Origin of the sequence: Sphingopyxis sp. DBS4 (genome assembly GCF_024628865.1) — a bacterium.
Classification (GTDB): domain Bacteria; phylum Pseudomonadota; class Alphaproteobacteria; order Sphingomonadales; family Sphingomonadaceae; genus Sphingopyxis.
The window spans coordinates 1,277,834-1,302,521 of record NZ_CP102384.1 but is presented as its reverse complement, the minus strand read 5'-3'; the positions used below and the strand labels follow the sequence as shown (position 1 = coordinate 1,302,521).

The 24,688-nt window shown below is 65.6% G+C and carries 25 protein-coding genes; 12 read left to right on the top strand and 13 right to left on the bottom strand.

Annotated elements, in window-relative coordinates; translation table 11 throughout:
* Positions 1–84: 84 nt before the first annotated feature.
* Entirely contained in the window at positions 85–1,641 is a 1,557-nt protein-coding gene (locus NP825_RS06050) for a FadD3 family acyl-CoA ligase (RefSeq protein ID WP_257549388.1), read from the bottom strand.
* A gap of 164 nt (positions 1,642–1,805) precedes the next feature.
* On the opposite strand from NP825_RS06050, the gene NP825_RS06045 reads away from it, so the two are divergent.
* The 3 genes from NP825_RS06045 to NP825_RS06035 all read left to right on the top strand — a co-directional run bounded on the left by NP825_RS06045 (position 1,806) and on the right by NP825_RS06035 (position 4,614).
* Entirely contained in the window at positions 1,806–2,948 is a 1,143-nt protein-coding gene (locus NP825_RS06045; RefSeq protein ID WP_257549386.1) for a helix-turn-helix transcriptional regulator, read from the top strand.
* Between the two features lie 171 nt (positions 2,949–3,119).
* Positions 3,120–4,097, top strand: a complete 978-nt coding sequence (locus NP825_RS06040) for a flavin reductase family protein (protein WP_257549384.1) — start codon at positions 3,120–3,122, stop codon at positions 4,095–4,097.
* Positions 4,098–4,113: 16 nt separating this feature from the next.
* Complete coding sequence (locus tag NP825_RS06035) at positions 4,114–4,614, top strand: SRPBCC domain-containing protein (RefSeq protein ID WP_257549382.1); 501 nt, start codon at positions 4,114–4,116, stop codon at positions 4,612–4,614.
* A gap of 103 nt (positions 4,615–4,717) precedes the next feature.
* On the opposite strand, the gene NP825_RS06030 is transcribed toward NP825_RS06035, so the two are convergent.
* The 8 genes from NP825_RS06030 to NP825_RS05995 all read right to left on the bottom strand — a co-directional run bounded on the left by NP825_RS06030 (position 4,718) and on the right by NP825_RS05995 (position 13,061).
* Positions 4,718–7,087 carry a TonB-dependent receptor gene (locus NP825_RS06030; RefSeq protein ID WP_257549380.1) on the bottom strand — a complete coding sequence of 790 codons (2,370 nt, stop codon included), beginning with the start codon at positions 7,085–7,087 and terminating at the stop codon, positions 4,718–4,720.
* 190 nt (positions 7,088–7,277) lie between these two features.
* On the bottom strand, positions 7,278–7,613 hold the full coding sequence (locus NP825_RS06025; protein WP_257549378.1) for a 2Fe-2S iron-sulfur cluster-binding protein: 336 nt from the start codon (positions 7,611–7,613) through the stop codon (positions 7,278–7,280).
* Positions 7,613–9,031 (bottom strand): cytochrome P450, encoded by a 1,419-nt coding sequence (locus NP825_RS06020; RefSeq protein WP_257549376.1) that lies wholly within the window; start codon positions 9,029–9,031, stop codon positions 7,613–7,615. The genes NP825_RS06025 and NP825_RS06020 overlap by 1 nt, the downstream gene beginning before the upstream one ends.
* Positions 9,032–9,128: 97 nt before the next feature.
* Positions 9,129–9,932 (bottom strand): helix-turn-helix transcriptional regulator, encoded by an 804-nt coding sequence (locus NP825_RS06015; RefSeq protein ID WP_257549374.1) that lies wholly within the window; start codon positions 9,930–9,932, stop codon positions 9,129–9,131.
* Between the two features lie 15 nt (positions 9,933–9,947).
* Positions 9,948–10,580: a Dabb family protein gene (locus NP825_RS06010; RefSeq protein ID WP_257549372.1), complete on the bottom strand. Its 633-nt coding sequence runs from the start codon at positions 10,578–10,580 to the stop codon at positions 9,948–9,950.
* Positions 10,573–10,929: a hypothetical protein gene (locus tag NP825_RS06005; protein WP_257549370.1), complete on the bottom strand. Its 357-nt coding sequence runs from the start codon at positions 10,927–10,929 to the stop codon at positions 10,573–10,575. Before NP825_RS06005 ends, NP825_RS06010 begins: the two co-directional genes overlap by 8 nt.
* Positions 10,916–11,908, bottom strand: coding sequence for an NADP-dependent oxidoreductase (locus tag NP825_RS06000; protein ID WP_257549368.1), 993 nt, complete (start codon positions 11,906–11,908; stop codon positions 10,916–10,918). Before NP825_RS06000 ends, NP825_RS06005 begins: the two co-directional genes overlap by 14 nt.
* A 10-nt stretch (positions 11,909–11,918) precedes the next feature.
* On the bottom strand, positions 11,919–13,061 hold the full coding sequence (locus tag NP825_RS05995) for an LLM class flavin-dependent oxidoreductase (RefSeq protein ID WP_257549366.1): 1,143 nt from the start codon (positions 13,059–13,061) through the stop codon (positions 11,919–11,921).
* 140 nt (positions 13,062–13,201) lie between these two features.
* On the opposite strand from NP825_RS05995, the gene NP825_RS05990 reads away from it, so the two are divergent.
* On the top strand, positions 13,202–13,966 hold the full coding sequence (locus NP825_RS05990; RefSeq protein WP_257549364.1) for an SDR family NAD(P)-dependent oxidoreductase: 765 nt from the start codon (positions 13,202–13,204) through the stop codon (positions 13,964–13,966).
* Between the two features lie 13 nt (positions 13,967–13,979).
* Here NP825_RS05990 and NP825_RS05985 read toward each other — a convergent pair whose 3' ends face one another.
* From NP825_RS05985 to NP825_RS05975, 3 genes are all read right to left on the bottom strand, one after another.
* Positions 13,980–14,426, bottom strand: coding sequence for a nuclear transport factor 2 family protein (locus NP825_RS05985; RefSeq protein WP_257549363.1), 447 nt, complete (start codon positions 14,424–14,426; stop codon positions 13,980–13,982).
* A 3-nt stretch (positions 14,427–14,429) separates the two neighbouring features.
* Positions 14,430–15,602 carry a sulfotransferase gene (locus tag NP825_RS05980; RefSeq protein WP_257549362.1) on the bottom strand — a complete coding sequence of 391 codons (1,173 nt, stop codon included), beginning with the start codon at positions 15,600–15,602 and terminating at the stop codon, positions 14,430–14,432.
* A gap of 99 nt (positions 15,603–15,701) precedes the next feature.
* Entirely contained in the window at positions 15,702–16,814 is a 1,113-nt protein-coding gene (locus tag NP825_RS05975) for a helix-turn-helix transcriptional regulator (RefSeq protein ID WP_257549361.1), read from the bottom strand.
* A gap of 52 nt (positions 16,815–16,866) precedes the next feature.
* Here NP825_RS05975 and NP825_RS05970 point away from each other — a divergent pair, with 52 nt between their 5' ends.
* Positions 16,867–17,805 (top strand): alpha/beta hydrolase, encoded by a 939-nt coding sequence (locus tag NP825_RS05970; RefSeq protein WP_257549360.1) that lies wholly within the window; start codon positions 16,867–16,869, stop codon positions 17,803–17,805.
* A 16-nt stretch (positions 17,806–17,821) separates the two neighbouring features.
* Here NP825_RS05970 and NP825_RS05965 read toward each other — a convergent pair whose 3' ends face one another.
* Positions 17,822–18,598: an SDR family NAD(P)-dependent oxidoreductase gene (locus NP825_RS05965; RefSeq protein ID WP_257549359.1), complete on the bottom strand. Its 777-nt coding sequence runs from the start codon at positions 18,596–18,598 to the stop codon at positions 17,822–17,824.
* A 131-nt stretch (positions 18,599–18,729) separates the two neighbouring features.
* Here NP825_RS05965 and NP825_RS05960 point away from each other — a divergent pair, with 131 nt between their 5' ends.
* Genes NP825_RS05960 through NP825_RS05930 form a run of 7 tightly spaced genes read left to right on the top strand, consistent with a single transcriptional unit; the run spans position 18,730 to position 24,662 of the window.
* Entirely contained in the window at positions 18,730–19,809 is a 1,080-nt protein-coding gene (locus NP825_RS05960; RefSeq protein WP_257549358.1) for a Rieske 2Fe-2S domain-containing protein, read from the top strand.
* Between the two features lie 30 nt (positions 19,810–19,839).
* Positions 19,840–20,634: an SDR family NAD(P)-dependent oxidoreductase gene (locus NP825_RS05955; protein ID WP_257549357.1), complete on the top strand. Its 795-nt coding sequence runs from the start codon at positions 19,840–19,842 to the stop codon at positions 20,632–20,634.
* Between the two features lie 24 nt (positions 20,635–20,658).
* The gene (locus NP825_RS05950) at positions 20,659–21,099 is read left to right on the top strand and encodes a nuclear transport factor 2 family protein (RefSeq protein WP_257549356.1); all 441 of its coding nucleotides are present in this window, start codon (positions 20,659–20,661) and stop codon (positions 21,097–21,099) included.
* Complete coding sequence (locus NP825_RS05945) at positions 21,096–22,349, top strand: NADH:flavin oxidoreductase (protein WP_257549354.1); 1,254 nt, start codon at positions 21,096–21,098, stop codon at positions 22,347–22,349. Before NP825_RS05950 ends, NP825_RS05945 begins: the two co-directional genes overlap by 4 nt.
* Positions 22,339–23,118: an SDR family oxidoreductase gene (locus tag NP825_RS05940; RefSeq protein WP_257549352.1), complete on the top strand. Its 780-nt coding sequence runs from the start codon at positions 22,339–22,341 to the stop codon at positions 23,116–23,118. Before NP825_RS05945 ends, NP825_RS05940 begins: the two co-directional genes overlap by 11 nt.
* Position 23,119: 1 nt before the next feature.
* Positions 23,120–24,202, top strand: coding sequence for a DUF1214 domain-containing protein (locus NP825_RS05935; protein WP_257549350.1), 1,083 nt, complete (start codon positions 23,120–23,122; stop codon positions 24,200–24,202).
* A complete protein-coding gene (locus NP825_RS05930; RefSeq protein WP_257549348.1) occupies positions 24,195–24,662 on the top strand; it encodes a nuclear transport factor 2 family protein in 468 nt (155 codons plus the stop codon). Before NP825_RS05935 ends, NP825_RS05930 begins: the two co-directional genes overlap by 8 nt.
* The last annotated feature ends 26 nt before the right edge of the window (positions 24,663–24,688 follow it).

Here is a 24,688-nt window from a genome sequence, read left to right as displayed (position 1 = left end):
TCTCGCCGGTGCGTCATGGCGATAAGGTGAGATCCCGGCCTTCGCCGGGATGACGGAACTGGGGTCGAAACCATCCGATTCCCATCACGCCTTAAGCAAAAACTTCTGTACTTTCCCCGCTGCGTTCATCGGCAGCGCGTCCCTGATCTCCACCCGGCGCGGCACCTTGTAATTCGCCATATTGTCGCGGCACCAGGCGATGATCGCCTCCGCCGACGCAACCGCACCTGGCCGCAGCACGACGAACGCCACCGGCACTTCGCCCAGCCGCTCGTCGGGAACCCCGATCACCGCCGATTGCAGCACCGCCGGATGGGCGGCAAGCAGGCCCTCGATCTCCGCCGGATAGGCGTTGAAGCCGCCGACGATGAAGAGGTCCTTCGCGCGGTCGGTGATCTTCACATTGCCGCGAACGTCGCGCACCGCGATGTCGCCGGTGCGGAGCCAGCCCGCAGCGTCGATCGCGGCCGCGGTCGCTTGCGCGTCGTTGAAATAGCCCCGCATGACGTTGGGTCCGCGCACCAGCAGTTCGCCCGCTTCGCCCGCCGCGACGTCCTGCCCATCGCGATCGACGAGCCGGACCTCGATGCCGCTCAGCGGCCGCCCCGCGGTATTCGCCACCGTTTCCGCATCATCCCCGGCGCTGCACATGGTCACGACGCCGCACGTCTCGGTCAGCCCATAGGCCGTGAGCACGATATCGATGCCAAGCGTGCCGCGCATCTCCTCGATCAGCGTCACGGGAACCGATGCGGCCCCGGTAATCGAAACGCGAAGCGACGAGAGATCATAGTCGCGATACGGCCCGGCGAGCAGGCTCTGGAAAATCGTCGGCGGCCCCGGCAACAGCGTCACCCGCTCGGCCTCGATGCGTTTCAGCACACCCTCCGTGTCGAACACCGCGTGCGGCAGTACCGTCGCCCCATGCATCAGCGCGACAAGCCAGCCTGCCTTGTAGCCGAAACTGTGAAAGAAGGGATTGATGATCAGGAAAACATCATCCGGGCCATAGCCGAGCCCGCCGCCATAAGCGCGGTAGAGCCGAACATTCTGGCCGTGCGTCGTGACAGCGCCCTTGGGGTTGCCGGTCGTGCCCGACGTGAAGAGGATGTCGCTGACATCCTCCTCGCCAAGCGCCGCGAGCCGTTCGGAAATCGCCTCTTCCGCAACCCCTTCGCCCCGAGCCAGAAATTCACGCCAGGGCAGCCCCTCCCCCTCGCCTTCGAGCAGCACGACCTCACCCAGGTCGGGCAGATCCTCACCTGCGATCAGTGCCGGATAATCGGTGCCGAGAAAGCGACCGACGGTGAGGAGCAGCTTCGCGCCGCTCGCCCGCAATATATAGCCCGCCTCGCGCCCCTTGAGCCGGGTGTTGAGCGGAACGATCGCCGCGCCCGCCGCTTGCGCACCGACCGCCGCGATAATCCATTTGACCGAATTGGGTGCCCATATCGCGATGCGGTCGCCGCGCGACACGCCCGCGGCGATGAAGGCCGCGGCGCTGGCGCGGATCAGCGACGGCAGATCGTCATAGGCGACCGCCCGGCCATCCTCGCCACGGATCGCGATACGACCGGCATGCGCCGCTGCGGCATCGAAGATGTTGTGCGGGATCGTCATCTTCGGTTCGGACACGGTCATCATCTCTCCGTTCGCGCGCGCATAGCGCACGCCTTTTTCTGCTCGTTCCGGTGGCGCGCCGTGCCGCGTGCCACAACCCCTATTCGGGGGCTTCGGCATCAATATTGCCGCGCCAAGGGGGTGGCTTATAGAGAGAAGACGGCGGATCGGGGAACGGAGTCGGAATGCCCAGCTACAAACCTGTTGCCGAAGTCGACGAGTTGGTGACGCTGATCTATCGCGGCGCGCTGGAGGAAACGCCCTGGCAGAGCTTCCTCGAGGCGCTCAGCCACCGGATGCAGCGTCAGAGCGCCGCGATCACCCTGCGCCTCAGCCGCCCGGGGATGCCGCCCTTCATCATCTGGGCACCGCCATTGCCGATCGGAGAGCAGGAAGCTCGGCGCATCCATCGCATCCACGCCGAACTCGGCGATCTCGACCCGCTGCGCAACGCGCTTGCGCGGCCGGGCGATATCTATCGGCTGAGCGAGATCGTCTCCGCCGACGACCTGCACGGCAGCCGTTTCTATGCCGAAATATTGCAGCCCTATGGCATCGAATATCAGCTCGGCATGTATATTTCCGAACCCGACGGGTGGGAAGGCAATGTCGGCCTGACCGATGGTCCCGACGGCGAGGATTTCTCCGAAGACGACAAGGCAATGCTGATCGCACTTCGCCCGCATCTCGAGCTTTCGCTCGCGCTCTTCGCGCGGCTGCGGCGCGAAGAGACCGAGGTACAGGTGATGATCGACACGCTCGATCGGCTGACGCTCTGCACCTTCATTCTCGACGGCGCGGGACGCATCCTCCGTAGTAACAGCGCGGGTCGCGCGCTGCTGCGGTCGAGTACGGGTCTGCGCACCGCCAATGATCGGCTCGCGCTGGTCAGCCAGTCGGGCAATGCGCAACTTCAAAAGCTGATCGGCAGCGCCGTCGCCGCGCACCGCGAAGGCGGCGGCTTCGCCGAGGGGTTGCGCGTCGAGGCCGATTTCGATCGGCATCTGGGCATACTCGTCCGCTCGATCGAGGCCCGGTCGCATTACGGCAATGAAGCGGGCCCGGCAGCGGTGGTCTATGTCTCGGGGCTCGACAACCACCAGCCGCTAGAGGGGCTCGTTGCGCAGATTTTCGACCTGACACCGTCGGAGGCGCAGCTTGCGGCGCTGCTGGCATCGGGGCTCAGCCTTTCCGAAGCGGCCGAAAAGCTGGAGTTTACCGAAAATACGGTGCGCAGTTACTGCAAGACGATCCTCAGCAAGACCGGCGTGGGCCGCCAGGCCGATCTCGTCCGCCTGATTCTGCGCAGCGTCGCCGTGCTGGGATAGCCAAAATGCTTTTGCTCCCCTCCTCATTGCGAGCGGAACGCAGCAATGACGCGTCGGATCGAAAGCAAGACGCGATCTTCTAGTCCAATTGGCCGATGCAGCCCTTAGCTGCGGTCCTAGTCTCGCCCGATCGCCCGCGCCGCCGGGAGCAGGACAGGAGCGCGCAAGTCGATGGCAACCAACGCGGATAGGATCGCCTTTCGCAATGCACTGGGGTCCTTTGCCACCGGGGTGACGATCGTCACCACATGCGACAAGGCGGGGCAGGATTGCGGCCTGACCGCGAACAGCTTCAATTCGGTATCGCTCGATCCGCCGATGGTGCTGTGGAGCCTCGCGCGCGACTCACTGAGCATGGAAGCCTTTCGCGATTCCGAATATTTCGCGGTGCACGTCCTCGCCGCCGATCAGGAACCGCTATCCAACGGCTTCGCCAGGCGCGGCGCCGACAAGTTCGCGGGACTGACGCCGGATCGCGGTGCCGGCAACGTGCCGCTGCTCGCCGGCTGCGCCGCGCGCTTCCAGTGCCGAACGGCCTATCGATATGAAGGCGGCGATCATGTCATTTTCGTCGGCGAAGTGATCGCCTTCGACCATGACGACCGCGCGCCCTTGCTCTTTCACGGCGGCCGCTACGCGCTGGCCGCACGCCGAGCCGCCGCGCTCACCGCCAGCAACGCCGAGGAAATCGATACGCCGGGCAGCTTCGGCGAGGATTTTCTCGGCTATCTGCTCGGGCGCGCGCATTTCCAGCTTTATGGGCGCATGCAGGCCTGCCTGGCACGGCATCGCCTCGACGCCACCGATCATTTCGTCATCTCGATTCTCGGAATCCAGAACGGGCGCACCGCGGCCGAGGTGGAAGGGATGATCGGCTTCACCGGCGCGCGCATCACGCCCGAACATGTCGCTTCGCTGAGCGCGCGCGGCATCGTCCGGCCCGACCCCGCGACCGATCGCCTGTGGCTGACCGACACCGGACGCGGGATATTGATCGAACTCGCCGCTGCCGCCAAGGCAGCCGAGGAGGAAGCGCTCGAAACCTTCGACGACAATGAAGCGGCGCTGCTCAAACATCTGCTCAAGCACGTCATCCGGCATACCGATCCGGGCCTGCCCGACCCCTGGGCCCCCGCCGACGCAGCCTGAACCACGGGAGATCACCATGCCGGACGCCGACGACAAAGCCTATCCGAACCCCGACGCGATCGTAATATCCGAGCGCGTCGAGATTGCCGCGCCCGCCGCGCTCGTCTGGGACATCCTCATCGACCTGCCACGCTATGGCGAATGGAACCCCTTCTGCATCGCAGCCGAATCAACGCTCGAGATGGGCGCGCCGGTCCACATGACGCTGAAAAGCTATACCGAGCCCGATGCGACCTTTCCCAATTGCGAATATGTCTGCGCGTTCGAGCCCGAACGGCTGCTGTCGTGGGCGCTGCCGCACGACGACGCCTGGCCCTATCCCGCACGGCGCGACCAGATGATCGAGTCACTGGGCGAGGAAGCCTGCGCCTATCATTCGACCGACGCCTTTCTGGGGCCGAACGGCATTCATGTCATGCGCTTCGCCGGACCATGGGTAAAACGCGCCTTCGACGACACGGCGCTCGCCCTCAAGGTCCGTGCCGAGGCGATGCACGCCGCATCCCGTCGCGGCTGATACGGCTTCGCCGTTTCCGGACCATTTGGTCATCGCACATAAAAAAAGCCGGATACCGATTGCTTGGCATCCGGCTCTCCCATTTTACCCGGACAGGGTCCGATCAGAATTTGAATCCGACCTCGATGCCGTAGCTGCGGGGGTCGCCATACATGACGCCGGCGAAACCCAGCGAGCCGAAGTCGATGCCCGAAAGCATATAGTCTTCCTTGGTCAGGTTCCGGCCCCACACCGCGATCGAGGCCTTCGCGCCGCCGACATCGATGTCGGAGATCGACAGGCGCGCGTTGAGCAACCCGACCCCCCCGTCGGCAATCGCGTCGTTGAACGGATTGACCGGGTGCCAATAGATTTTGCTGCGATAACTCCAGTCGGCGCGCGCCGTGAAATTGCCGAAACTGCCGAGCGCCGTCTCATATTGCGCGCCGATATTCGCGGTCGTCGCCGCCGAATATTGGAATTTCGCGATTTTCGAGATGTCGCTGGTCACGCCGGTCAGCGGATCGACGAAGAGGAACTTCTTATATTTGCGATCGGTGTAGCCGATCGAGCCGTCGACGGTGAAGCCGTCGAAGAGACGCGCCTGAAGCTCGGCCTCGATGCCCGTATAGGTCGCTTTCGCGGCGTTGACCGTGGTGCTCGACGCGCCGCCGGTGCCGGCAAGGAACTGCTGCACCTGCAGATCGTCATAAGTCGCGCGGAAAGCCGCGACGTTGAAGCGCAGGCGGCGGTCGAACAGCTCGCTCTTGAACCCGATCTCGTAGGAGGTGAGATCCTCGGGATCGAAACCGTTATTGTCCGCCGCACGCGCGTTGAAGCCGCCCGCCTTGTAGCCCGTGCTCGCACGGACATAGGTCATGATGTCGTCGCTCCAGTTGTACGAGATGTTCGCCAGCCAGTTGAGCCGATTGAACTTGCGCGTCAGGTCGCGCGGCGCGGGCGGCACCGGCGCCGACTGGATCAGATGCTTCTTGTCCTCGGTGTAGCGGAGACCGCCGGTAATGCTCAGCCGGCTGTCGAGCGCCGCCGGTTTCCAGGTGAGCTGGGTGAAGGCCGCCATCGAGCGCGAGATATGGCGGTAGGACAGCAGCGTATCGAGATTGACGCCAAAACTGTTCAGGTCGACGCCCGGCGCGATCGGGATCGGCACCGGCGACGGAAGGACCAGCGTGAAACCCTGCGGATTGTCTTCGGTCGCGCGCTCGCGGAAATAATAAGCGCCGAGGACATAGTCGAACTCATCGCCGATCGAACCGATCAGGTTGAATTCCTGCGAGAACTGCTTCTGGTGCCGTTCGTTGCTGGTGTGGAACAGGTCGATCGGACCGACACCTTCGGGAATGAAGGGATAGGGCGGCGCGAGCACCGCCGGACTGACGAGGAAGCCGACGAGGCCGCCGTTGCCGTCGAGATCCGAACTATCGCTGACATTATCCCACTTGCGATAGCCGGTGATCGAACGCAGCGTCGCGTCGCCGATCTCCCAATTGATCGTCAGCGCATGGCCCTGCACCCGGTCGTGAGCGTTGCCGTCGTTGTCGAGGCGGACCTGCGACAGCCGGTCCTGCGAGACCTGCGGCACGGCCCCGCCCAAAGCGGATGAGGCGTTCAGATAGTCGAGGATATCCTGACGCACGGCGCGAAGCTGAAAGGCGTTGGCGCGGCCGTTGCGGTCGCTCGAATCGAAGACATAGTCGACGGTGAAACCCGTGCCCTTGTCGAAGCGCACCGCGGCGCGCACCGCGTCGGTGTTGCGGGCGCCGGGATCGCGCTTGTCGGACGGTTCGAGCAGATTATCGACCGTTCCGTCGCGCTGGCTGTGATAATAGCCGAGCTTCAGCGCGAGCCCGGTGTCGCCGAGCTCGCCCGTGTCGAGCAGCGCCTTCACCATATATTCGTCGAACTTGCCATAGCCGACCTGCAGCTTGCCCCCGAACTCCTTCGACGGTTTGGCCGAGATGAGGTTGACCGCGCCGCCGGTGGTGTTGCGACCGTAAAGCGTGCCCTGCGGACCGCGCAGCACCTCGACGCGCTCGAGATCCATCATGTCGAACAGCGCCCCCGCCGATCGCCCGACGATCACGCCGTCGACATAGAGGCCGACGGCCGGGTCGGCGGTCAGGATAGGGTCATTGTCGACGATGCCGCGGATCGAGATCGAGGGATTGGCGGTCGCCGAAGGGGTTTCGGTGATGATCAGATTGGGTGCCGCGCTGCCCAGCGCCGCGACGTTGGTGATCCCGCGCTGCTCGATCGCCTCGGCATTGATCGCGCTGATCGCCAGCGGCGTGTCCTGCAGGCTTTCGGAGCGCTTTTGTGCGGTAACGATGATCTCGTCGAGGCCGCCGGATGCGGTCTCCCCGGCAGCGGGCGCGGTCTCCTGCGCGTGCGCAGCGCTCGCCATCCAGGGCGCGATCAGCGCGACGGCGGCCAAGTGCGCGCGAAGATAAGTGCGGTGATTCATCAGTCCCATCCCTCTTTCAGTCAATTGCGGCGTATGATGCGCAATTTATCGATCAGATATCACGACATGCGTAACGTATACAATATATAACTACGCAAGAGGGTAATGACCTACCCCCTTTTGGTGGTAGGTGCGCGAACGAAAAAGGGGCGGCAAAGCCGCCCCAGGTCGCCGCGGAAATCCGCTCATGGCAAGTCGTTCAAATTCCCGGCTGATCTTTCGGGATGTGGACCCTCAGCCCGTCCAGATCCTCGGTGATATGGATCTGGCAGCTCAGCCGGCTGGTCCGCCTGACCTCGATGACGTCGGCGAGCGCGCCCAGCATCTCGGCCTCGTCCTCGCCCGGCGGGCCGACGCGCGCGGCCCAGGAATCGTCGACATAGACATGGCACGTCGCGCACTGGCGCACGCCTCCACATAGGGCATCGATCCCGTCGACGAGATTGCCGATCGCGAGATGCATCACCGCCATGCCTTCGAAATTGGTGCACGTCTTCTCGCTGCCGTCAGGCTGGACATAGGTAACGCGCGCCATCAGTTCGCGCCCGTCGCGTGCATCGGACAGCCTGCGGCCGCGGCTAGCGCGGCGACGTCGGCCGCCGGCCGTTCGGCAATCGCGCGGCGGCGATAGCGAACGCGGCATGGCTGTTCGGGCCAATAGGTTCCCGCTCCGGCAATCGGACGCGGTTCATCGATCAACTCCATCTCGTAGCGCTGGAGAAGGATGGCGATCACCACCTTCATTTCCATGCGCGCGAAATTGACCCCGGCGCAACGATGCATCCCACCGCCGAAACCGATCAGGCTGTTCGATTCGACCTTGGTATCGGCGCGTTCGGTATTGAAGCGTTCGGGATCGTAATCGTCGGGCCGATCGAATATCTCGGTCATCCGGTGGCTGACCGACGGCGCGAGCAGTATCCAGTCGTCCTTGCGAATCTGATAGCCCTCGCGCTCGAAATCGCTCGCGGCCTTGCGGATCATCGTGAAGGCGACGGGGTGCAGCCGCTCGGTCTCGCGCAGTGCAAGGTCCATCTTCTGCATCGCGATCGCCTGTTCCCAGCCGAGCTCGGCGCCGGTTCCGGACCCGATAAGGCTGCCGATCTCCTCGCGCAGCACCGCCTGATAGCCGGGGTTCTGGAGGACGTCGATGAGCGCCCAGCTCACCTGCCCCGCGGTCGTCTCATGTCCCGCCCAGACCAGCAGCAGGATCATGTGGATGATCAACTCGTCGGGGATCGGGCTGCCGTCGGGATAGGTCGAGGCGACGATGTCCTGAAAGAAATCGGCGGGTTCGACCGGGCTCGCGCGGCGCTGCGCGATCCATTGCCCGAGGATGCGGTGCAGCTTCTTCTTCGCGGCCTGGCTGCGGCGCATCTTCCTCGTCGGCAGCCACAACGGCAGGACGAATTCCATGCCGCCCGAAAAATCGCGGAACAGCTCGAAGAATTCATGCCCCAGCTTTTCCTTGAAATCGCGGCCCATGAAGGCGTGCGCCGCGATATCCATCACCACCGGGCCGAGCGTCGGGATCAGATCGAACTCCCCGCTGTCGCCGAGCCGGTCGCACAGCCCCAGCGCCTCCTCGGCCATCACGGGCACATAATTCTTCATCGCCGACGCCTTGAAGCGCGGCATGATCACCGCGCGCTGGCGCAGATATTCCTCCATCTCCGCGAAGGAATAGAAATCGGGCGAGAACATCTTGTGGAAGAAGGGCATCGATTCGCGGATCGACAGCAGCTTGTCGGTTTCCTGAAAGACGAAGCGGTTGTTGTCGGGGCCCAGCATCACGACCATCTTCCGCCCGCCCATGCGGAAGGAATAGATCGGGCCATGATCCCGATAGCCTTTGCGCAACAAGGCCACGGGGTCTTTGAAAAAATCGGTCAGATGGCCAAGGAACGGCTTTCCCCCGCCCATCGCGGGCGGCTTCATTGCGATTGCCGACATGATAATCTCCCTTTCCACGCCGTCTTCGCGGCCGGATGGAAGGATCATCGCGCGTCGCTGGCGCCTTGCCGAGCGCGTCGCGCCTCGATAGCGAATTTCAATCCTGTGAGGATCGCTTGACACGCCTGTCGGTGCCGAGCGAGCCGGAGCCGACGTCGCGTGCGACCATCGGCAGCGGAATCGGAGTCGAGGCGATCAGCAGGCCCACGTTGGTCTTGACCGCGGGCGACAGCGGCGCGTCGCGCGCGACCAGATCGCGGACCTCGCGGAACAGGCTCGCCAACCGCCGTTCGAGCAGCGCGCGCGATGCCTCCGAAAGCTCGCCGATCTCGAACTCCCAGATCGATCCGGGCGCCGAGAAATCATATTGCAGAAACTCCTCCTTCACCCGCCGGTCGAAGAAGCGCCGCATCGGCCCGCCGCGCCGCCAGCCGATGCTGCGCGCGGTCATCAGCCGGATCGCGTTGCCGGGGAGGAGCTGGATCAGCCCGATCCGCTCCAGCTTGAGCAAGGCAGGGACAAGCTGCGTCTGGTCGATGCCATAATCGGCCTCGATCCGCCCGACCGTCCAGCCGCCGAGCACGAGGTGAAAACAGAAAAGCGCGAGCGGCTCGTCGACCAGCGCCTGTTCCTGCGCGTCGGTCAGCGTCGTCGGCCTCGCGGGCCGCATCTCGTCGGCCATCCGCGCGAGCGTGAGAAAATCGATTCCCGCCAGTTCGCAAATCTCATCGATCCGCGCGAGGGAGAAGCTGCGCTGCGCGAAGGTACGCCGGACGCTGGCGTGGCTGATGCCGAGCGCCACCGCGACATCGGCATAGGTCATCCCCCGTTCCTTCAGCACGCGCTTCAGCGCCTCGACCAGATAGGCGCTCTGCATGTGCAGGGGCTCGGATGCCGTCATCGGGCGTTTATCGCCTTAAAGGACCGAAGCCTCAAGCGTGCAGAAGCTGTGGCAGAGCCGCGCATCGACGATCCGGTCGGGGCATTCCGGGTCGAACCAGCGGTCGATCCGCGCCCAATGATAGGGGTGCAGCATATAGGGACCGAGCAACCCTTCGCTGTCGCGATATTCCTGCTCCCAGACATGCGTCCAACGCCGTTCGCCGAATGCGGCATCGGCACGGCTGAGCTGCCAGTTGCGGATCGCAGGGATATAATGCGGCATCATCCGCGTTTCGGCCTCGAACTGCGCGACCACCTCGGGATCGCTGCCTTCGTCGACGCTGAGCAGCAGGACGCGATAGACCCCGTTTGCAAGGTCGGGATCGCGCTTGCCGTCGGGCGATCCTTGATAATCGGCGCCATCGACCGACGCGACGGGCGCCCCGGCCAGCAGCGTTGCCAGCACTGCGCCGAACGCGTCGCGCTGCTCCGCGCTGTCGAACGCGCCGTGCACGATCAGGTCGCCGCCGAAATGGCTGCCCGGCAGCGTCGCCGCGACGAGCCGGCGCCAGGCGCCGTGCGTGGCGGCGAGCACGCGCGCCTCGTCCGCGAGCGAATCGAGCGCCGCGGGATCGGCGAGCGTAACGAGGCGGGTCAGCTTAAACATTGCAAAGCCCCTCGATATCGGCGGGCTCGGCGGCGAAGAAACGGCGGCGACTGACCGCGCGCGCATCCGCTTCGGCCCACCAGGCGATAACCTCGGGATCATTGCCGCCGACGAAGCGCATCTGCCACCAGCCGCCGGTGTCGGTGATCGACCAGCGGAAGCTCAGCGTGTTGGACTGGTCGTCGAGCCACATCGGCGGGCTGACCAATATCTGCTCGAGCACCATGCCGCCCGCCCGCGCGCCGGGTACATAGCGCGCGAGATAATCGTCGAGCAGCGCCTTGCCCTCGCCCGGCTTCGCGACGATCTCGTCGATCGCGTGGATGAGCCGCCGTTCACCAGTCGTCATGAGCGGCCACCTCCAATATGATCTTGCCGCGGACATGCTGCCCCTCGACACGGCGGTGCGCTCCGGCCGCGTCGCCCAGCGGCATCGTCTCGATCGCCGGCGGCGTCACCTGCCCCGCGCCGCACAGCGCGGCGAGTCCTTTCAGATGCTCGGGGAGCCGCGCGACCGCGACCATATTCGACAATATGGCGATATCCTGCGCAGCCGCGCGCGCGACCAGGTCCTCGGCGGCGCGCGAGATCAGCGTCTCTATCTCGATATAGCGCCCGCCCGGCGCGACGATGTCGAGCGCCGAGGGAAGCAGCGTATCGAGCCCGACCGCGTCGAGCACCAGATCGACGCCGTCCGGCGCCCATTGGCGGACTGCTTCCACCACACCGCCGCCGCGATAGTCGATCGCCAGTTCGGCACCGAGACCTCGGACATAGGCCTGATTGTCGGCGCCGCAGGTCACCGCGACGCGCGCGCCCAGGGCTTTTGCGATCTGGATGCCAATACTGCCGACCCCGCCCGCGCCGCCGTTGATCAGCAGTTGCTGCCCCTCGCGCAAAGCTCCGGCATCGACGATCCCGCCATAGGCGGTCGTCCCCGCGACGGGCAGCGCCGCCGCCTGCGCGAAGCTCCACCCGGACGGCAAGGGTGCGAGAAATGCGGCGTCGGCAAGGCAGTATTCGGCGTAGGCCCCATCAAGCCCCTGCCCTTGCCGCGACATGCCGAAGACGCGGTCGCCGGGCCGGAAGGTTTCGACGCCTTCGCCGACCGCTTCGACGATACCCGCGAGATCGAAACCGAGCACGAAGGGGAAATGATATTGAATATAGGCCGACAGCTTGCCCTCACGCGTCTTCCAGTCGGCTGGGTTGACCCCGGCGCAGGCGACCCGCACCAGCACCTCGCCCGGCCCCGGCTGAGGCATCGGCAACTCGCCCCAGTGCAGCATGTCGGCACCGCCAAAGCCCTCGATGATCATCGCCCGCATCGCGGCTCTCCTATTCCGCCGCCTCTGCGGCCTGCGCCTTGAAATGCGGGATCACATGCGTGCCGATATTGCGGATCGTCTCGAGGATCGCCTCGTGCGGCACCGCGCCCATCTGGAAGAGGAAAAGAATCTCGTCCGCCCCCGCATCGAACAGACGCTGGACATAGCGAATGCAATCCTCCGCAGTGCCATAAGCGTCCTGCACCTCCTCATAGGCGCCGGTATGCTCGGAACCGATGGTGATCTTCTCTTCGGAGAGATAGGCGACGACCGCCGCCTTCTCCTGCTGGAGGATGGCGGCCTGTTCGTCGCCCGACAGATTCTCGACGGTCGGCTTGGGGCCGCCCTGATACCAGTAGCCGAGCGATTCAACGAAGAAGCGCTGGCCGCGCAGCCCGATGCGCCGAGCCTTCTCGCGGTCGTCCAGCACCAGCGCGGGGCAGAGCGCGGCGAGATGCTCGGTCGGGCGGAATCCGACCTGGTCCTCGGTCTTGCGATTTGCCCAGGCGGCGCGATAGATCGCATTCTTGCTCGCGATGTCGTCGGGTCCCGCAAAGCCGAGGACCAGCGCGCCGATGCCGCGCGCGCCGGCGGTGGTCAGCGCATCGGCGCGGGTGCACGCCATATAGAGCGGCGGGTGCGGATCCTGATAGGGTTTGGGATGGATCGGGCGGCGCGGGATCCGGATATGTTCGCCGTCGTGCTCGATCTCGTCCTGCACCATGATCTTGGGGATCAGATACATGCTCTCGTCGATCATCGGCTGGAGCGCGCCGAGGTCGTAGCCGAAGGTGCCCGCTTCCTGCTGGGTCCCGCCCTTGCCCATGCCGAAATGGACCCGCCCGTTCGACAATATGTCGAGCGTCGCGATGCGCTCGGCGACCTTGACGGGGTGGTTCATCGCAGGCGGCAGGCAAACGACGCCATGGCCGATGCCGAGCCGCGTCGTCTTGCCGGCGAGAAAGGCAAGGAAGGTCTCGGGCGCCGACATATGCGCATATTGGGTGAGCGCGGTATGCTCCACCGCCCATACGGTGTCGAAGCCCATCTCCTCGGCAAGCACCGCCTGCTCGACGATCTCGTGGAAACAGCGCGCCTCGTTCGCGCGCGACGTGTCCACCATCTGCGCTTCGTAAATGATCGAGAATTTCATGCCCGTCGACCCTCTCCGCCATCTGCTTTCGGCTGTGCATAGGGCGGCGGGCCGATCGCCCTCCTCGTCCAATTGGATCAATTCGCGCCGCGCCGCCGATGCTAGGCAAGGCGCGACAATCGGCAGGAAGAGGAATTGCGATGGGCATGTTCGAAGGCAAGGTCGCACTGGTCACCGGCGGCGCTTCGGGAATCGGGGTCGCAGCGGCGCTGCGCTTTGCCCAGGAGGGCGCCGCGGTGGTCATCGCCGACCTCAACGAGACCGGCGCCGAAGCGATCGCCGATCAGGTCCGCGCCGCTGGCGGCCGCGCCCGCGCGGTCCGCTGCGACGTCGCCAAGGCGGCGGACAATGACGCGATGGTCGCTGCCGCCCGGCAGGAATTCGGCCGGCTCGACGCCGCATTCCTCAACGCCGGCGCCTATGCGCAGACCGTGTTCGAGGACACCGATGCCGCGACGCTCGACAGCATGATCGCGATCAACCTCAAGGGCGCGTGGTTGGGCCTGCAGGCGGTGCTGCCCGCGCTCGAACGCGGCGGCGCGGCGGTGGTCACGGCCTCGACCTCGGGGATCATCGGGCTCAACGTCGCCGCGGCCTATAGCGCCGCCAAGCATGGCGTCATCGGCGCGGTGCGCTCGGCCTCGCAAAGCTTTGCGCGGCGCGGGCTGCGGGTCAATGCGATCTGTCCGGGGCCGGTCGCGACCGCGATCCTCGGCGTGACCGATCAGGCGCCGCTCCAGCCCGCCGACGCGCTCGCGCTTCCCGGCGCCGATGGCTTGCTGCTGCCGCAGCATATCGCCGAACTCGCGCTGTTTCTCGCGAGCCCGCGCTCGGGCGGGATCAACGGGCAGGAAATCATCGCCGACGCGGGCTTCCTCGCCAGCTATCCGCCGATGCCCGAATGAGCCGGCGGGCGCGTCAGTCGCGCTCGACGCGGATACGGCTGAGCCGGGTTCTGGCGATCAGCCAGCGCCCGCGCGCCTTGCGATAGCGGTCGTGATAATGGCCGAAGCCGTGGTGCGAGCGACCGGCAAGGTCGCTCCCTTCGCCCGCCCAGAAATGGTCGTCCATCGCCCATATGCCCTCGGCATCGCGCGCGCCGGTGAAACGAATCTCGAAGCTGTGGACATGATGGACCGTCGTGGCGTGCTCGAGCGCGGCGGCGACTCCTGCCACGAAGGCGTCGGCGCCGGTGGTCAACAGGGATTCGTCCGTCTCGCCCGGCATCTCGCGGAAATCGCCGACCATGTCGTCGGTCAGCAGGCTGCGCAACAGAGCCCAATCCTTGGTATCGAGCGCGCGCAGGTAGCGCGCCTTGAGCAACCGGATTTCCTCGATTGCGGCGAGATTGACGGCTTCGGTCACAATTTATGTCCTCTCCAGGAAGGCGGCTCGGTAGGCCGCGAAACGCTGTTCGACATCGGAGCGGACCAAGCCGAAATCTTCAAGGGCATATTTATGCGGCGCGCGATCTTCGCGCTTGTTGGCCTCGACCCATTCGGCCATCCCCGCCCGAACGTCCGGCGTTACCTCAACCCCCGCAGCTTCGAGCACGCGCGTGCCCTCGCCGATCGGATCGCTGAGCAGATCGGCGTAGCGAACGTCGATGAAATTCTGTCCCCCGACCTGGCTGCGCACCGCCATGAAGCGTTCGAGCAGTTCGGCAAGACGCGGCACCCAGAAAGCGGCAACGCTCGCCGGATCGACGCGGTCGGACACCATCTGATAGAGGCTGTGCTCCATGCTGCAATAGCTCGGCACCGTCGCCACCGGGTCGCGGTGGGTCATCACGATCTTCGCCTCTGGAAACAGCTCGATCACCGCGTCGAGCGCGAGCAGGTGGCCGGGGGTCTTGAGCACCCATTTGGCGCCCCCGCGGCGGCGATCCTGCCATTGCAGCGACTGGATGATCTGCTTCAGGTCGCGGTAGCACTGAATGCGGTCGTTCTCGGTCAGCCAGCGCGCATAGCCGGGGACGTGATAGGTTCCCTCGATCATCGTGCTCGAATAGAGCTGGCCGAGGATGATCAGCTCCTCGTCGGGCTGGTCGATGCTCATCGGATGGATCGACATGAGGTCGGGGATCGTCGCGAGCATATAGTCGAGAAAGCCGCGCGCTGCCGCGCGCCGCGGCTCGGGGTCCCCGCGCGTCTCGTTCGGGAAGGGCGCGTAATTCTGCGTCTCGAACCAGCGCGTCCCGGTCATCCCTGGCGCCGAGGCGAGCATCCGGTGGAGCATCGTGCTGCCGGTGCGCGGCAGCCCGACCACCACCGCCGCGACCTCGACCTTTTCGTCGAGGATTTCGGGATGGCGCTTGACCAGTTCGACATGGCGAAGGCGGTTGACCAGGCCATTGACGATCATCGCCGACGCGCTGCCGACACCCGCTTCGCTCAAGCGCGCTTCGCCGTTCAGCGCCGGAACCAGCGCGTCGATATTGGCGAAAAACCAGGTGTCGCCGAAATCCGAAAGCCCCGTCTGCTCGCAGGCGCGCGCCACCAGCGTCGCGCGATCGGGCACCTGTTCGACCGTCTCTCCCATCCCAAACCTCTTATGCATAATGCAGATTATTTGGGATATGATATACGATATTCGTATTTTTCCAAATATATTTCTACGCAGAACGACGAATGGTTTCGCTCAGGTCATGCCCGCATGGAGCAGATGAACGAGTTGCGACTGGCGCCGCGCACCGGTCTTCGCGAAGATCGAGCGCAGGTGCGAACGCGCCGTATTGTGCGCGATGCCCAGCCGGTCGGCAGCCTCGACCAGCGACCCGCCGCCCGCCAGCGCCGCGGCGAGCATGGCCTCCATCCGCGTGAGCTGAAACAGGTCGCGGATCGCCTCGGGATCGGGGGCCGCATCTTGCCCCGGATCGCTGACGAACAGCGCGAGCGCCGCGCCCTTGCCGCCGCGCATGAAGGCAGGGGTCGTGACGGCCTTCGCCACGACGGCAAGGTCGCGGCGGCCCGAGGGGCGTTCGATGCGGAAGCGCTGCGGCGGCGCGGCGGCGGGGTCGCTCTCGGCCTTCAGCAGCCGCAGCAGCTTGTCGAGCGCGCGGTGTGCATCGCTGGCCGTAAGGCGCAGCCGCCCGCCCGCGAGCGCCAGCCCGTCGCCCTCGGCGAGCAGCCGTTCGGCAACCGCATTGGCACGCACCAGCTTGCCGTCATGATCGAGAATGATCGCCGCGACCCCCATCTGCTCGACAACGCCACGATAGACGCCGTCCTCGGCGCCTGCCGCCTGCAAGCGCTCGAACAAGCGGAGCGCGCCGCGCAGATGCGGGACAAGTTCCTGCAGCGCTTCGCGCTCGGCTACGGCGAAATTGCTGCGACTGCTGTCGCGCGTCACCCGGAAGCGCGCCTCGAACCCGCTTTCGAAGCGCAGGTCGACGCCCAATATCTGATCGCCGCCCGCCGCTTCGAGGAAATCGCGCCAGAAATCGCTCGTCCGCGCATCACCCTGCACGAAATCGGCAAAGGCGGTCACCTTGCCCTCGGGCAGCCCCTTGAAGGGATCGCTGGTGAAATAGCTTTCGATATAATCCTCTGCGGTTTGGGGGTCTCCCCCCGGGGTGACCAGCGCGCCGGGACGGCTCGCCCCCGGCATCGTCAGGATCAGCGTCGCATAGCTGGCGTCCAGATAAAGCGCGAGGTCGCGCAGGAAATCCTCCCACGGCGTCTCGGCGAGCAGCCCGGCATAAAGGCCCAGCAGCAGGCCAGAAAACGCCGCATTGGTCCGGTCCGCCGTCACTGCCGCTCCCTCAATTCCATCCGTTCCATCCCACAAACAGGAGCCTATTGCCATGCCCATTGATCCCGTGCTCGCGCCGCTGCTGGACATGATAGGCGGCCTGCCGCACATGAACCCGCCGTTCGACGTCGCCGCGCTCCGCCTTGCCGACGAGCAGCCGATGCCTGTGTTCAGGGCCGAGGTGGCCGAGGTGCGCGACCTGACGCTCGACACCGCCGCCGGCCCCATCCCCGCGCGCCTCTATCACCCCGCGCCCGGCACCGAACTCCCGCTCCTCTTCTTCCTGCACGGCGGCGGCTGGGTGTTCGGGACGATTGAGACGCACGATCCGCTGTGCCGCGCGCTCGCCTCGGCGGCGGAGGTCGCGGTGCTGTCGCTCGACTATCCGCGCGCGCCCGAGCATCGCCATCCCGTCGCGCTCGACGCAATGCACGCCGCGCTGGTGGCAGCGGCGGCGCAGGCCGACGCGCTCGGCATCGACCCCGCGCGGATCGCGGTCGGCGGCGACAGCGCGGGCGGCAACCTGTCCGCCGCGCTCTGTCTGAAGCTGCGCGACGAAGGCGGCCCGGCCGTCGCGCACCAACTGCTCTTCTATCCCGTCATCGACAACGACTTCACCCGCGCTTCCTATGTCGAGAACGGCGCCGGCTATTTCCTGTCGAGCGCGATGATGCAGTGGTTCTGGGCGCAATATCTTGGCGATGCCGGCGGAGAACCCGGCCCGCTCGCCGCGCCGATCCGCGCGGCGAGCCTCGCCGGCCTGCCCTCCGCCACCGTGATCACCGCCGAATATGATCCGCTGCGCGACGAGGGCAACGCCTATGCCGAACGCCTCGCGGCCGAGGGTGTGGCGGTGACGCACAGCCAGACCCCCGGCGTGATCCACGGCTTTGCCTCGATGCTCGGGATGCTGCCGCAGGCCGATGTCGCGGTGGGCACCGCCGCGAAGGGATTGCGGCACGCCTTCGGGCTGATGGAGGCGGCGGCCTGACATGCGCGCGGGCGGATCACACCCCGTATCCGCCCGCGACCGCAATCTGCTGCCCGGTGACATAGGCGGCTTTCGACGAGGCGAGGAAGACAGCGGCATGACCGATTTCTTCGGGTTGTCCCCAGCGCTTGAGCGCGAGATTCTTGTGGACCTCCCTGGTCCACGCCTCGTCGAACACGCCCTGTTTCGACAGTTCCAGGAACATGCCCGCCTCGATCACCCCGACCAGGATCGAATTGGCGCGGATGCCATGCTTTCCTTCCTCGCGCGCGAAGCCCTTGATCAGCGCCTCGTTCGACGCCTTGGGCGCGACCGACAGGCCGTCGCGGTCGGGCCAGCGCAGGTCGCCCGCCGACCCCAGATGGACGAGCGAGCCGCCGCCCGCCGTGCGCATGTGCGAAATGATCGCGCGTGCCGCGTTGAAAAAGCCATGCACCTCGACGTCGATCGCGCGGCGCCATTGCTCGCTCGTCGTCTCGGTCAGCGGAACCTGCGCAACGAGCGGTCCGGCGCCCCACAGCAGCGTATGGACGCGGCCGTGCGCCGCGACCGCATCGTCGATCGCCGCCGCCAGCGCGGCCTCGTCGGTGACGTCGCAGCGGTGCAGGGTCGCCTTGCGCCCCATCGCCTCGATCTCGCCGGCAAGGGCCTTCGCGTCCTCTTCTTTCGACCGCCATGCGATCGCGACGTCGCTGCCGACTTTCGCGAATTCGCGCGCGATCGCGGCGCCGATGCCGCCCGTCGCCCCGAAAATCAGCACCGCGCCCGCGGGAAACAGCGATTCTGCACTCATGGTCACCCTCCCTGATCTTGCATGATGTTATTTTTCGTGCGATATAACATCGAAATGCGATAATATAATCGATTTTTGCAACGCAAAATGCAAATTTAAATATGGGACACGCATCAAGAGAGGTCTTTTTCATGGCGACAACCGCAGATTATGGGCTGGGCGACCAGGTCTTTCCGCGCGGCTGGTTCATGATCGCCGCCGCTGCCGAACTCGAAGGCACCACCCCGCTTCCCGTCCGCTTCTTCGGGCGCGACCGCGTCCTGTATCGCGGCGAGTCGGGTCAGGTCTATCTGGTCGACGCCTATTGCCCGCACATGGGCGCGCATCTGGCGAAGAACACGACAAGCTTCGTCATCCGCGACCAAGAGCATGTGCAGGGCGATTCGATCCGCTGCCCCTATCATGGCTGGCGCTTCGGCCCCGACGGGCGCTGCAACCAGATCCCCTATTCGCCGCAGCGCATTCCCGCCGCGGCCAAGCTCGAAAGCTGGCCGGTGATCGAGCGCGCGGGCTGCATCTGGATGTGGCATGATCCCGAGGGACTCGAGCCCGAATATGAGCTGCCCTCGTTCGAGGAATATTATCAGCCACATTGGGTCAAATGGGAACTCGACCGGCTCGGCGAACTGGCGAGCCACCCGGTCGAGATTCTCGACAATATGGCCGACCGCGCCCATTTCGAACCCGTCCACGGCAATGACGCGGTCGATGTGTTCGAGAACGACTTCGACGACCACCGCGTCGTCCAGCGCCTGCGCGCCGGTCACCGCACGCTGCAGGGTGAGGCTCCGCTCGAAACCGACACCTGGTATACCGGCCCCGGCATCCTCCAGTCGCGCATGTCGGGCCAATTCCCGTCGATCATCCTGATCACGCATACGCCGGTCGACGACGGCGTGGTCAAGGTGTGGCACGCGCTGCTGGTCAAGGTGCCGAACGCCGAGCCGACCGAAGACGATATCGCGATGGCGCGCGCCTATCAGGCCGCGGCCTGCGCCGCCTTTTCGCAGGATTTCGAAATCTGGTCGAACAAGAAGCCGTGCGTCAATCCGATGGCGGTGCAGGGCGACGGGCCGATCGGCAAGCTGCGCATCTGGTATCGCCAGTTCTACAACCCGCGCGCGCGCGCCGAGGAATTCCAGAAGCGCGTCAACGGCACCCACGTCACCCGCGGCACCCTGTCGGCGCCGTTCGAACAGAAGACCGCCTGAGCGGCGACAACCGAAAGCAGAGGAAAAGACATGGGCAGACTGGCAGGCAAGGTCGCGATCGTGACCGGCGCGGCGCAAGGCATGGGCGCCGCGACCGCGCGCCTTTTCGCGGCCGAGGGCGCGAAAGTGGTACTGTGCGACATATTGGAGGAAGCCGGACAGGCGACCGCGGCCGAAATCGGCGACGACGCAATGTTCCGCAAGCTCGACGTGCGATCGGACCGCGAATGGGAAGCGGTGGTTGCCGAGACGGTCGAGCGCTTCGGCCAACTCGACATCCTTATCAACAACGCCGCGATCGTTCATTTCAGCCCGATCGAGGCGATGACGGCGGAGGATATCGAGCGCGTGCTGGCGATCAACGTGATGGGGACGATGCTCGGCGCCAAACATGCCGCGCGCGCTATGGACGCGGCGGGGCGCGGGGTAATCGTCAACATCTCGTCGGTCGACGGGCTGCGCGGCTGCAACGGCCTGTCGGCCTATACCGCCAGCAAATGGGCCGTGCGCGGCCTGTCCAAGTCGCTCGCCTTCGAGCTCGGGCCGCGCGGTATCCGCGTTTGCACCGTTCATCCGGGTGGCGTGAACACGCAGATGGGCAATCCGACCGGGCTGACCGGCGACGCGGTCAATATCGGCTACGAGCGCGTGCCGCTCCAGCGGATCGGCGAACCCGAGGAGATCGCGCGCGCGAGCCTGTTCATCGCATCGGACGAAGCAAGCTATATCAGCGGCGCCGAACTCGCGGTCGATGGCGGATGGTCGGCAGGCTATTACCAGCCCTTCCTGCCCGGAGCCCCGGCAAGCCTCATCGGCCAGCCATGACGATATCACCGAATTGAGGCGGCAATGATGCGGGCAACGGACGATATCATTGCGATCCAGCAGTTGCTCGCCGCCTATGTTTTCGCAATCGATGCGAAGGACTATGATGCGCTCGACGCCGTCTTTCTGCCGGGCGCAACGGTCGACTATCGCGCGGCGGGCGGCGCAACCGGAAAATGGCCGACGATAAAGGCCTGGCTGGAGGCCGCGCTCGCTCCCTTTTCACTGACCCAGCATCTGATTGGGTTGCCGCTGATCCGCCTCGACGGCGACCGCGCAAGCGCTCGCACGATGCTGTTCAACCCGATGCGGCCGGCACGATCCTCGAACGACGCGTTGTTCTTCGTCGGCTGCACCTATCTCGACGACCTTGTCCGCACATCCGACGGTTGGCGGATCGCGAAGCGCGTCGAACAGGATTTCTGGGCCAAGGACGCGCCCGCCGACCTCGAGCCCGCGGCATGAGCGGCGATCCTTTCAGTCCCGTCGCGATCGGTCCGCTCACGCTCCGCAATCGCTTCATCCGCTCGGGCGCGAACGAGATGATGAGCAAGGACATGAAGCCGACCCGCGCGCTGCTCGATTTCCATGCGGCCTATGCGCGCGGCGGGATCGGGCTAACCACGCTCGCCTATGTCGCGGTGTCGAAGGACGGCCGCACCCTGCCCGGCCAGGGGGTGATGAGCGCCGACAGCCTGCCGCATTACCGCGCCGTCACCGACGCGATCCACGCAGAAGGCGCCAAGGCCTCGGCGCAGATCACCCACGGCGGCAGCTTCTGCCAGATCGCCGACCTCTCGACCCGGCGCGCGATGTCGGCAAGCGGCGGGATCGACAAGATGGGCGTGCTGATGGGCCGCTTCTTCCAGCGCGCGATGACCCGCGCCGACATGGACATGGTGCGCGCGGAGTTCGCCGCGGCGGCGCGGCTTTGCGAGGATGCGGGCTTCGACGCGATCGAGGTGCATATGGGGCACGGCTATCTGCTCAACCAGTTCATCTCGCCGCTCTCCAACAAGCGCCGCGACGCTTATGGCGGCTCGCCCGAGAACCGCATGCGCTTCCCCGCCGAGGTGCTCGCCGCGGTAAAACATGCGACCGGCGGACGGCTCGCAATCCTCGCCAAGATCAACCTGACCGACGCTGTGCCCAAGGGGGCCACGGTCGACGACGCGATCGTCACCGCCCGCGCGCTGGACGCAGCGGGCGCCGACATGCTCGTCCTGTCGGCGGGGCGCAATATCGAAAGTACATGGGCGATGTTTGGCAGCCCCCTGCCCTATGACGACCTCGCCGCGATGCAGGACGGATGGTTCGCCAGGCTGCAATTCGCCATCCTCAAGCGCAGCGTTCCGAAGCTGCCGCCGTTCCGCGAAAATTACCTGATGGAGCAGGCGCTGGCGCTGAAGGCCGGGCTGGGCACAAGCCCGATGAAGCTCGCCTATCTGGGCGGAGTCCAGTCGCTTGTCGCGGCGCAGGCGGCGCTGGACGCGGGCTTCGATGCCGTCACCCTCGCCCGCGCGCTGATCCACGATCCACACATGATCGAGCGCTGGCGGACGGGCGAAAGCAAGGTTTCGGGCTGCAACGCGTGCAATCGCTGCGTCGCCGTCATGTACGGCCCCGCAGGCACGCATTGCCCGGTCGTCGGCAATGCGCTCGCCCCGGAACTCAAGGACATATTCGCAGGAGAGACGGTTTCCCATGCTGCTTGAGAAGAAGGTCGTCGTCGTCAGCGGGGCCGGCCCCGGCATGGGACAGGCACTCGCGCGGATCGCGGCGCGCGAAGGCGCGAAGGTCGTGCTCGGTGCGCGCAGCGCCGATTTCATCGAGGGGGTCGCGGCCGAAATCCGCGCCGCAGGTGGCGAAGCGATCGCGGTGCCCGTCGATGTCGGCGATGCCGACCAGTGCCGCGCGCTCGCCGCCGCCGCGACGCAAGCGTTCGGCACGATCGACGGCCTCGTCAACAGCGCCTATATCCACGGCGCCTGGACTACGGTCGATCAGGCCGATCCCGAGGATTGGGCGAAGGTATTCGACGTCAACTGCCTCGGCGCCCTCAGGATGACGCAGGCGGTGCTGCCCGCGATGCAGGCGGCAGGCGGCGGCGCGGTGGTCAATGTCGCGACCATGTCGCAGGTCTCGCCTTTCCCCGGCGAGGGCGGCTATGCGAGCGCCAAGGGCGCGCTGACCACCATGACCCGCCACATGGCGCAGGATTTCGGCCGCTGGAACGTCCGCGTCAACGCAGCGCGCATGGGCTGGATCGGCGGCAAGCCCGTTTACGACTGGGTCGACCGCGAGGTCGCGGGCGGCGCCGACCGCGACGCGCTGGTCGCCGGGATCACCGCGCGCATCCCGCTCGGCGTTATTCCGCCCGAGGAAGAATGCGCGAAAAGCGTCCTCTTCTTCGTGTCCGATTATGCGAAAATGGTCACCGGCGCGACGCTCGACGTCAACGGCGGCCAATATATGGCGCCTTGAGATGAGCGACGACCGCCTGCTCTCCCCCGATGTCTGGCGCGACTTCTGCCGGCGGCTCGAAGCCGCGGGCGAGATCGTCACCGGCGCCGAGGCCGCCGCCAACCCGCTCGACCGCACCGAGGGCTATCGCTACCTCACCCGGCTCCTGCGCATCGCGCTCGACATGCAGCTCGAACATGCCGACCCCGATTTCCCGAGCTTCTATGCCGCCTCGCACGAGACGGCGAAGATCGGCGCCGACAATCCCGACAATATCTATATGAACGCGGCCGTTTCAGGCGCGCGCTCCTATCGCATCCGCGGTACGCGCGGCACGGTGCCGATCCTGAGCTTCGGCACCAAGGCGAACCGCTATGCGATCGACGGCACCATGGCCTCGACCGGCGAGATCGATTCGACCGACATGGCGGTCGCTCCCGACGGATCGTTCGAGATCATCGTCAGCCGCGAGCGCGTGCCGGGCAACTGGTTGCCGCTCGCCGACGACAGCTCGATGGTCATCGTCCGCCAGACCTTCCTCGATCGCGCAAGCGAGATTCCGGCATCGGTGACGATCGAGGCGATCGACGGCCCCGCCTATCCGGAGCCGCTGTCGCCCGACAAGCTGGAGGCCGCGCTCGAACGCGTCACCGGCTTCGTCGCGGGGACGGCACGCACCTTCGTGCAATGGACCGAGGATTTTCGTGCCGAACAAAAGAACCGGCTCGCGACGGTCGACCAGACGCGCTTCTTTCGCGCCGGGGGCGATCCGACGATCTTCTATCTCCACGGCTGGTGGCAGCTCGAACCAGGCGAGGCTTTGCGCATCGATACGCGCGTGCCGGAGTGCAGCTTCTGGAACTTCCAGCTCGACAATTACTGGATGGAATCGCTCGATTACCGCTACCATCGCATCCATGTGAACGGCCATGGCGCGCGGCTGAACGACGACGGCACGCTGACCCTGATCGTCGCCCCGCGCGATCCGGGTTTCGGCAACTGGATCGACACCGCCGGCCATCATCAGGGCACAATGCTGCTGCGCTGGACCGGTGCGACCGATCATCCCATCCCCGAAACCAGGATAATCCGCCTCGATGACTGATCTCGAAACCCGCATCGCCCGGCTGGAGGCCGAAAGCGATATCCGCCGCCTGAAGGCGCGCTACCTAAACGCCTGCGACGCGAAGGACGTCGACGCGCTCCGCGCCTGTTTCACCGAAGACGCGGTCATCGACTTCCCACCGCTCGGCGAGTTCGGTCTCGACGGTCTGATCGGCATCTTCACGCAAATGGCCGCGACGACGCCGATCACCGACGTCCATCAGGGCCATAATGGAGAGATCGAGGTCGCGGGCGACGAAGCGAAAGCGCGCTGGAATCTCGGCTATGCGACCTACGACCCGCGCACGCGGGGTTTCCGCTTGCTCGCGAGCTTCTACCACGACCGTTATCGCCGCACCGCGGACGGCTGGCGCATCTGCTATACGCGATCGGAACCGCGCGCGATCGTCGACGGCGTGCTGGCGGAGGACGGGATCAAGGCGAACTGGGTAGCGGCGTAAAAATAACCGATGTGTCACGTTCTACG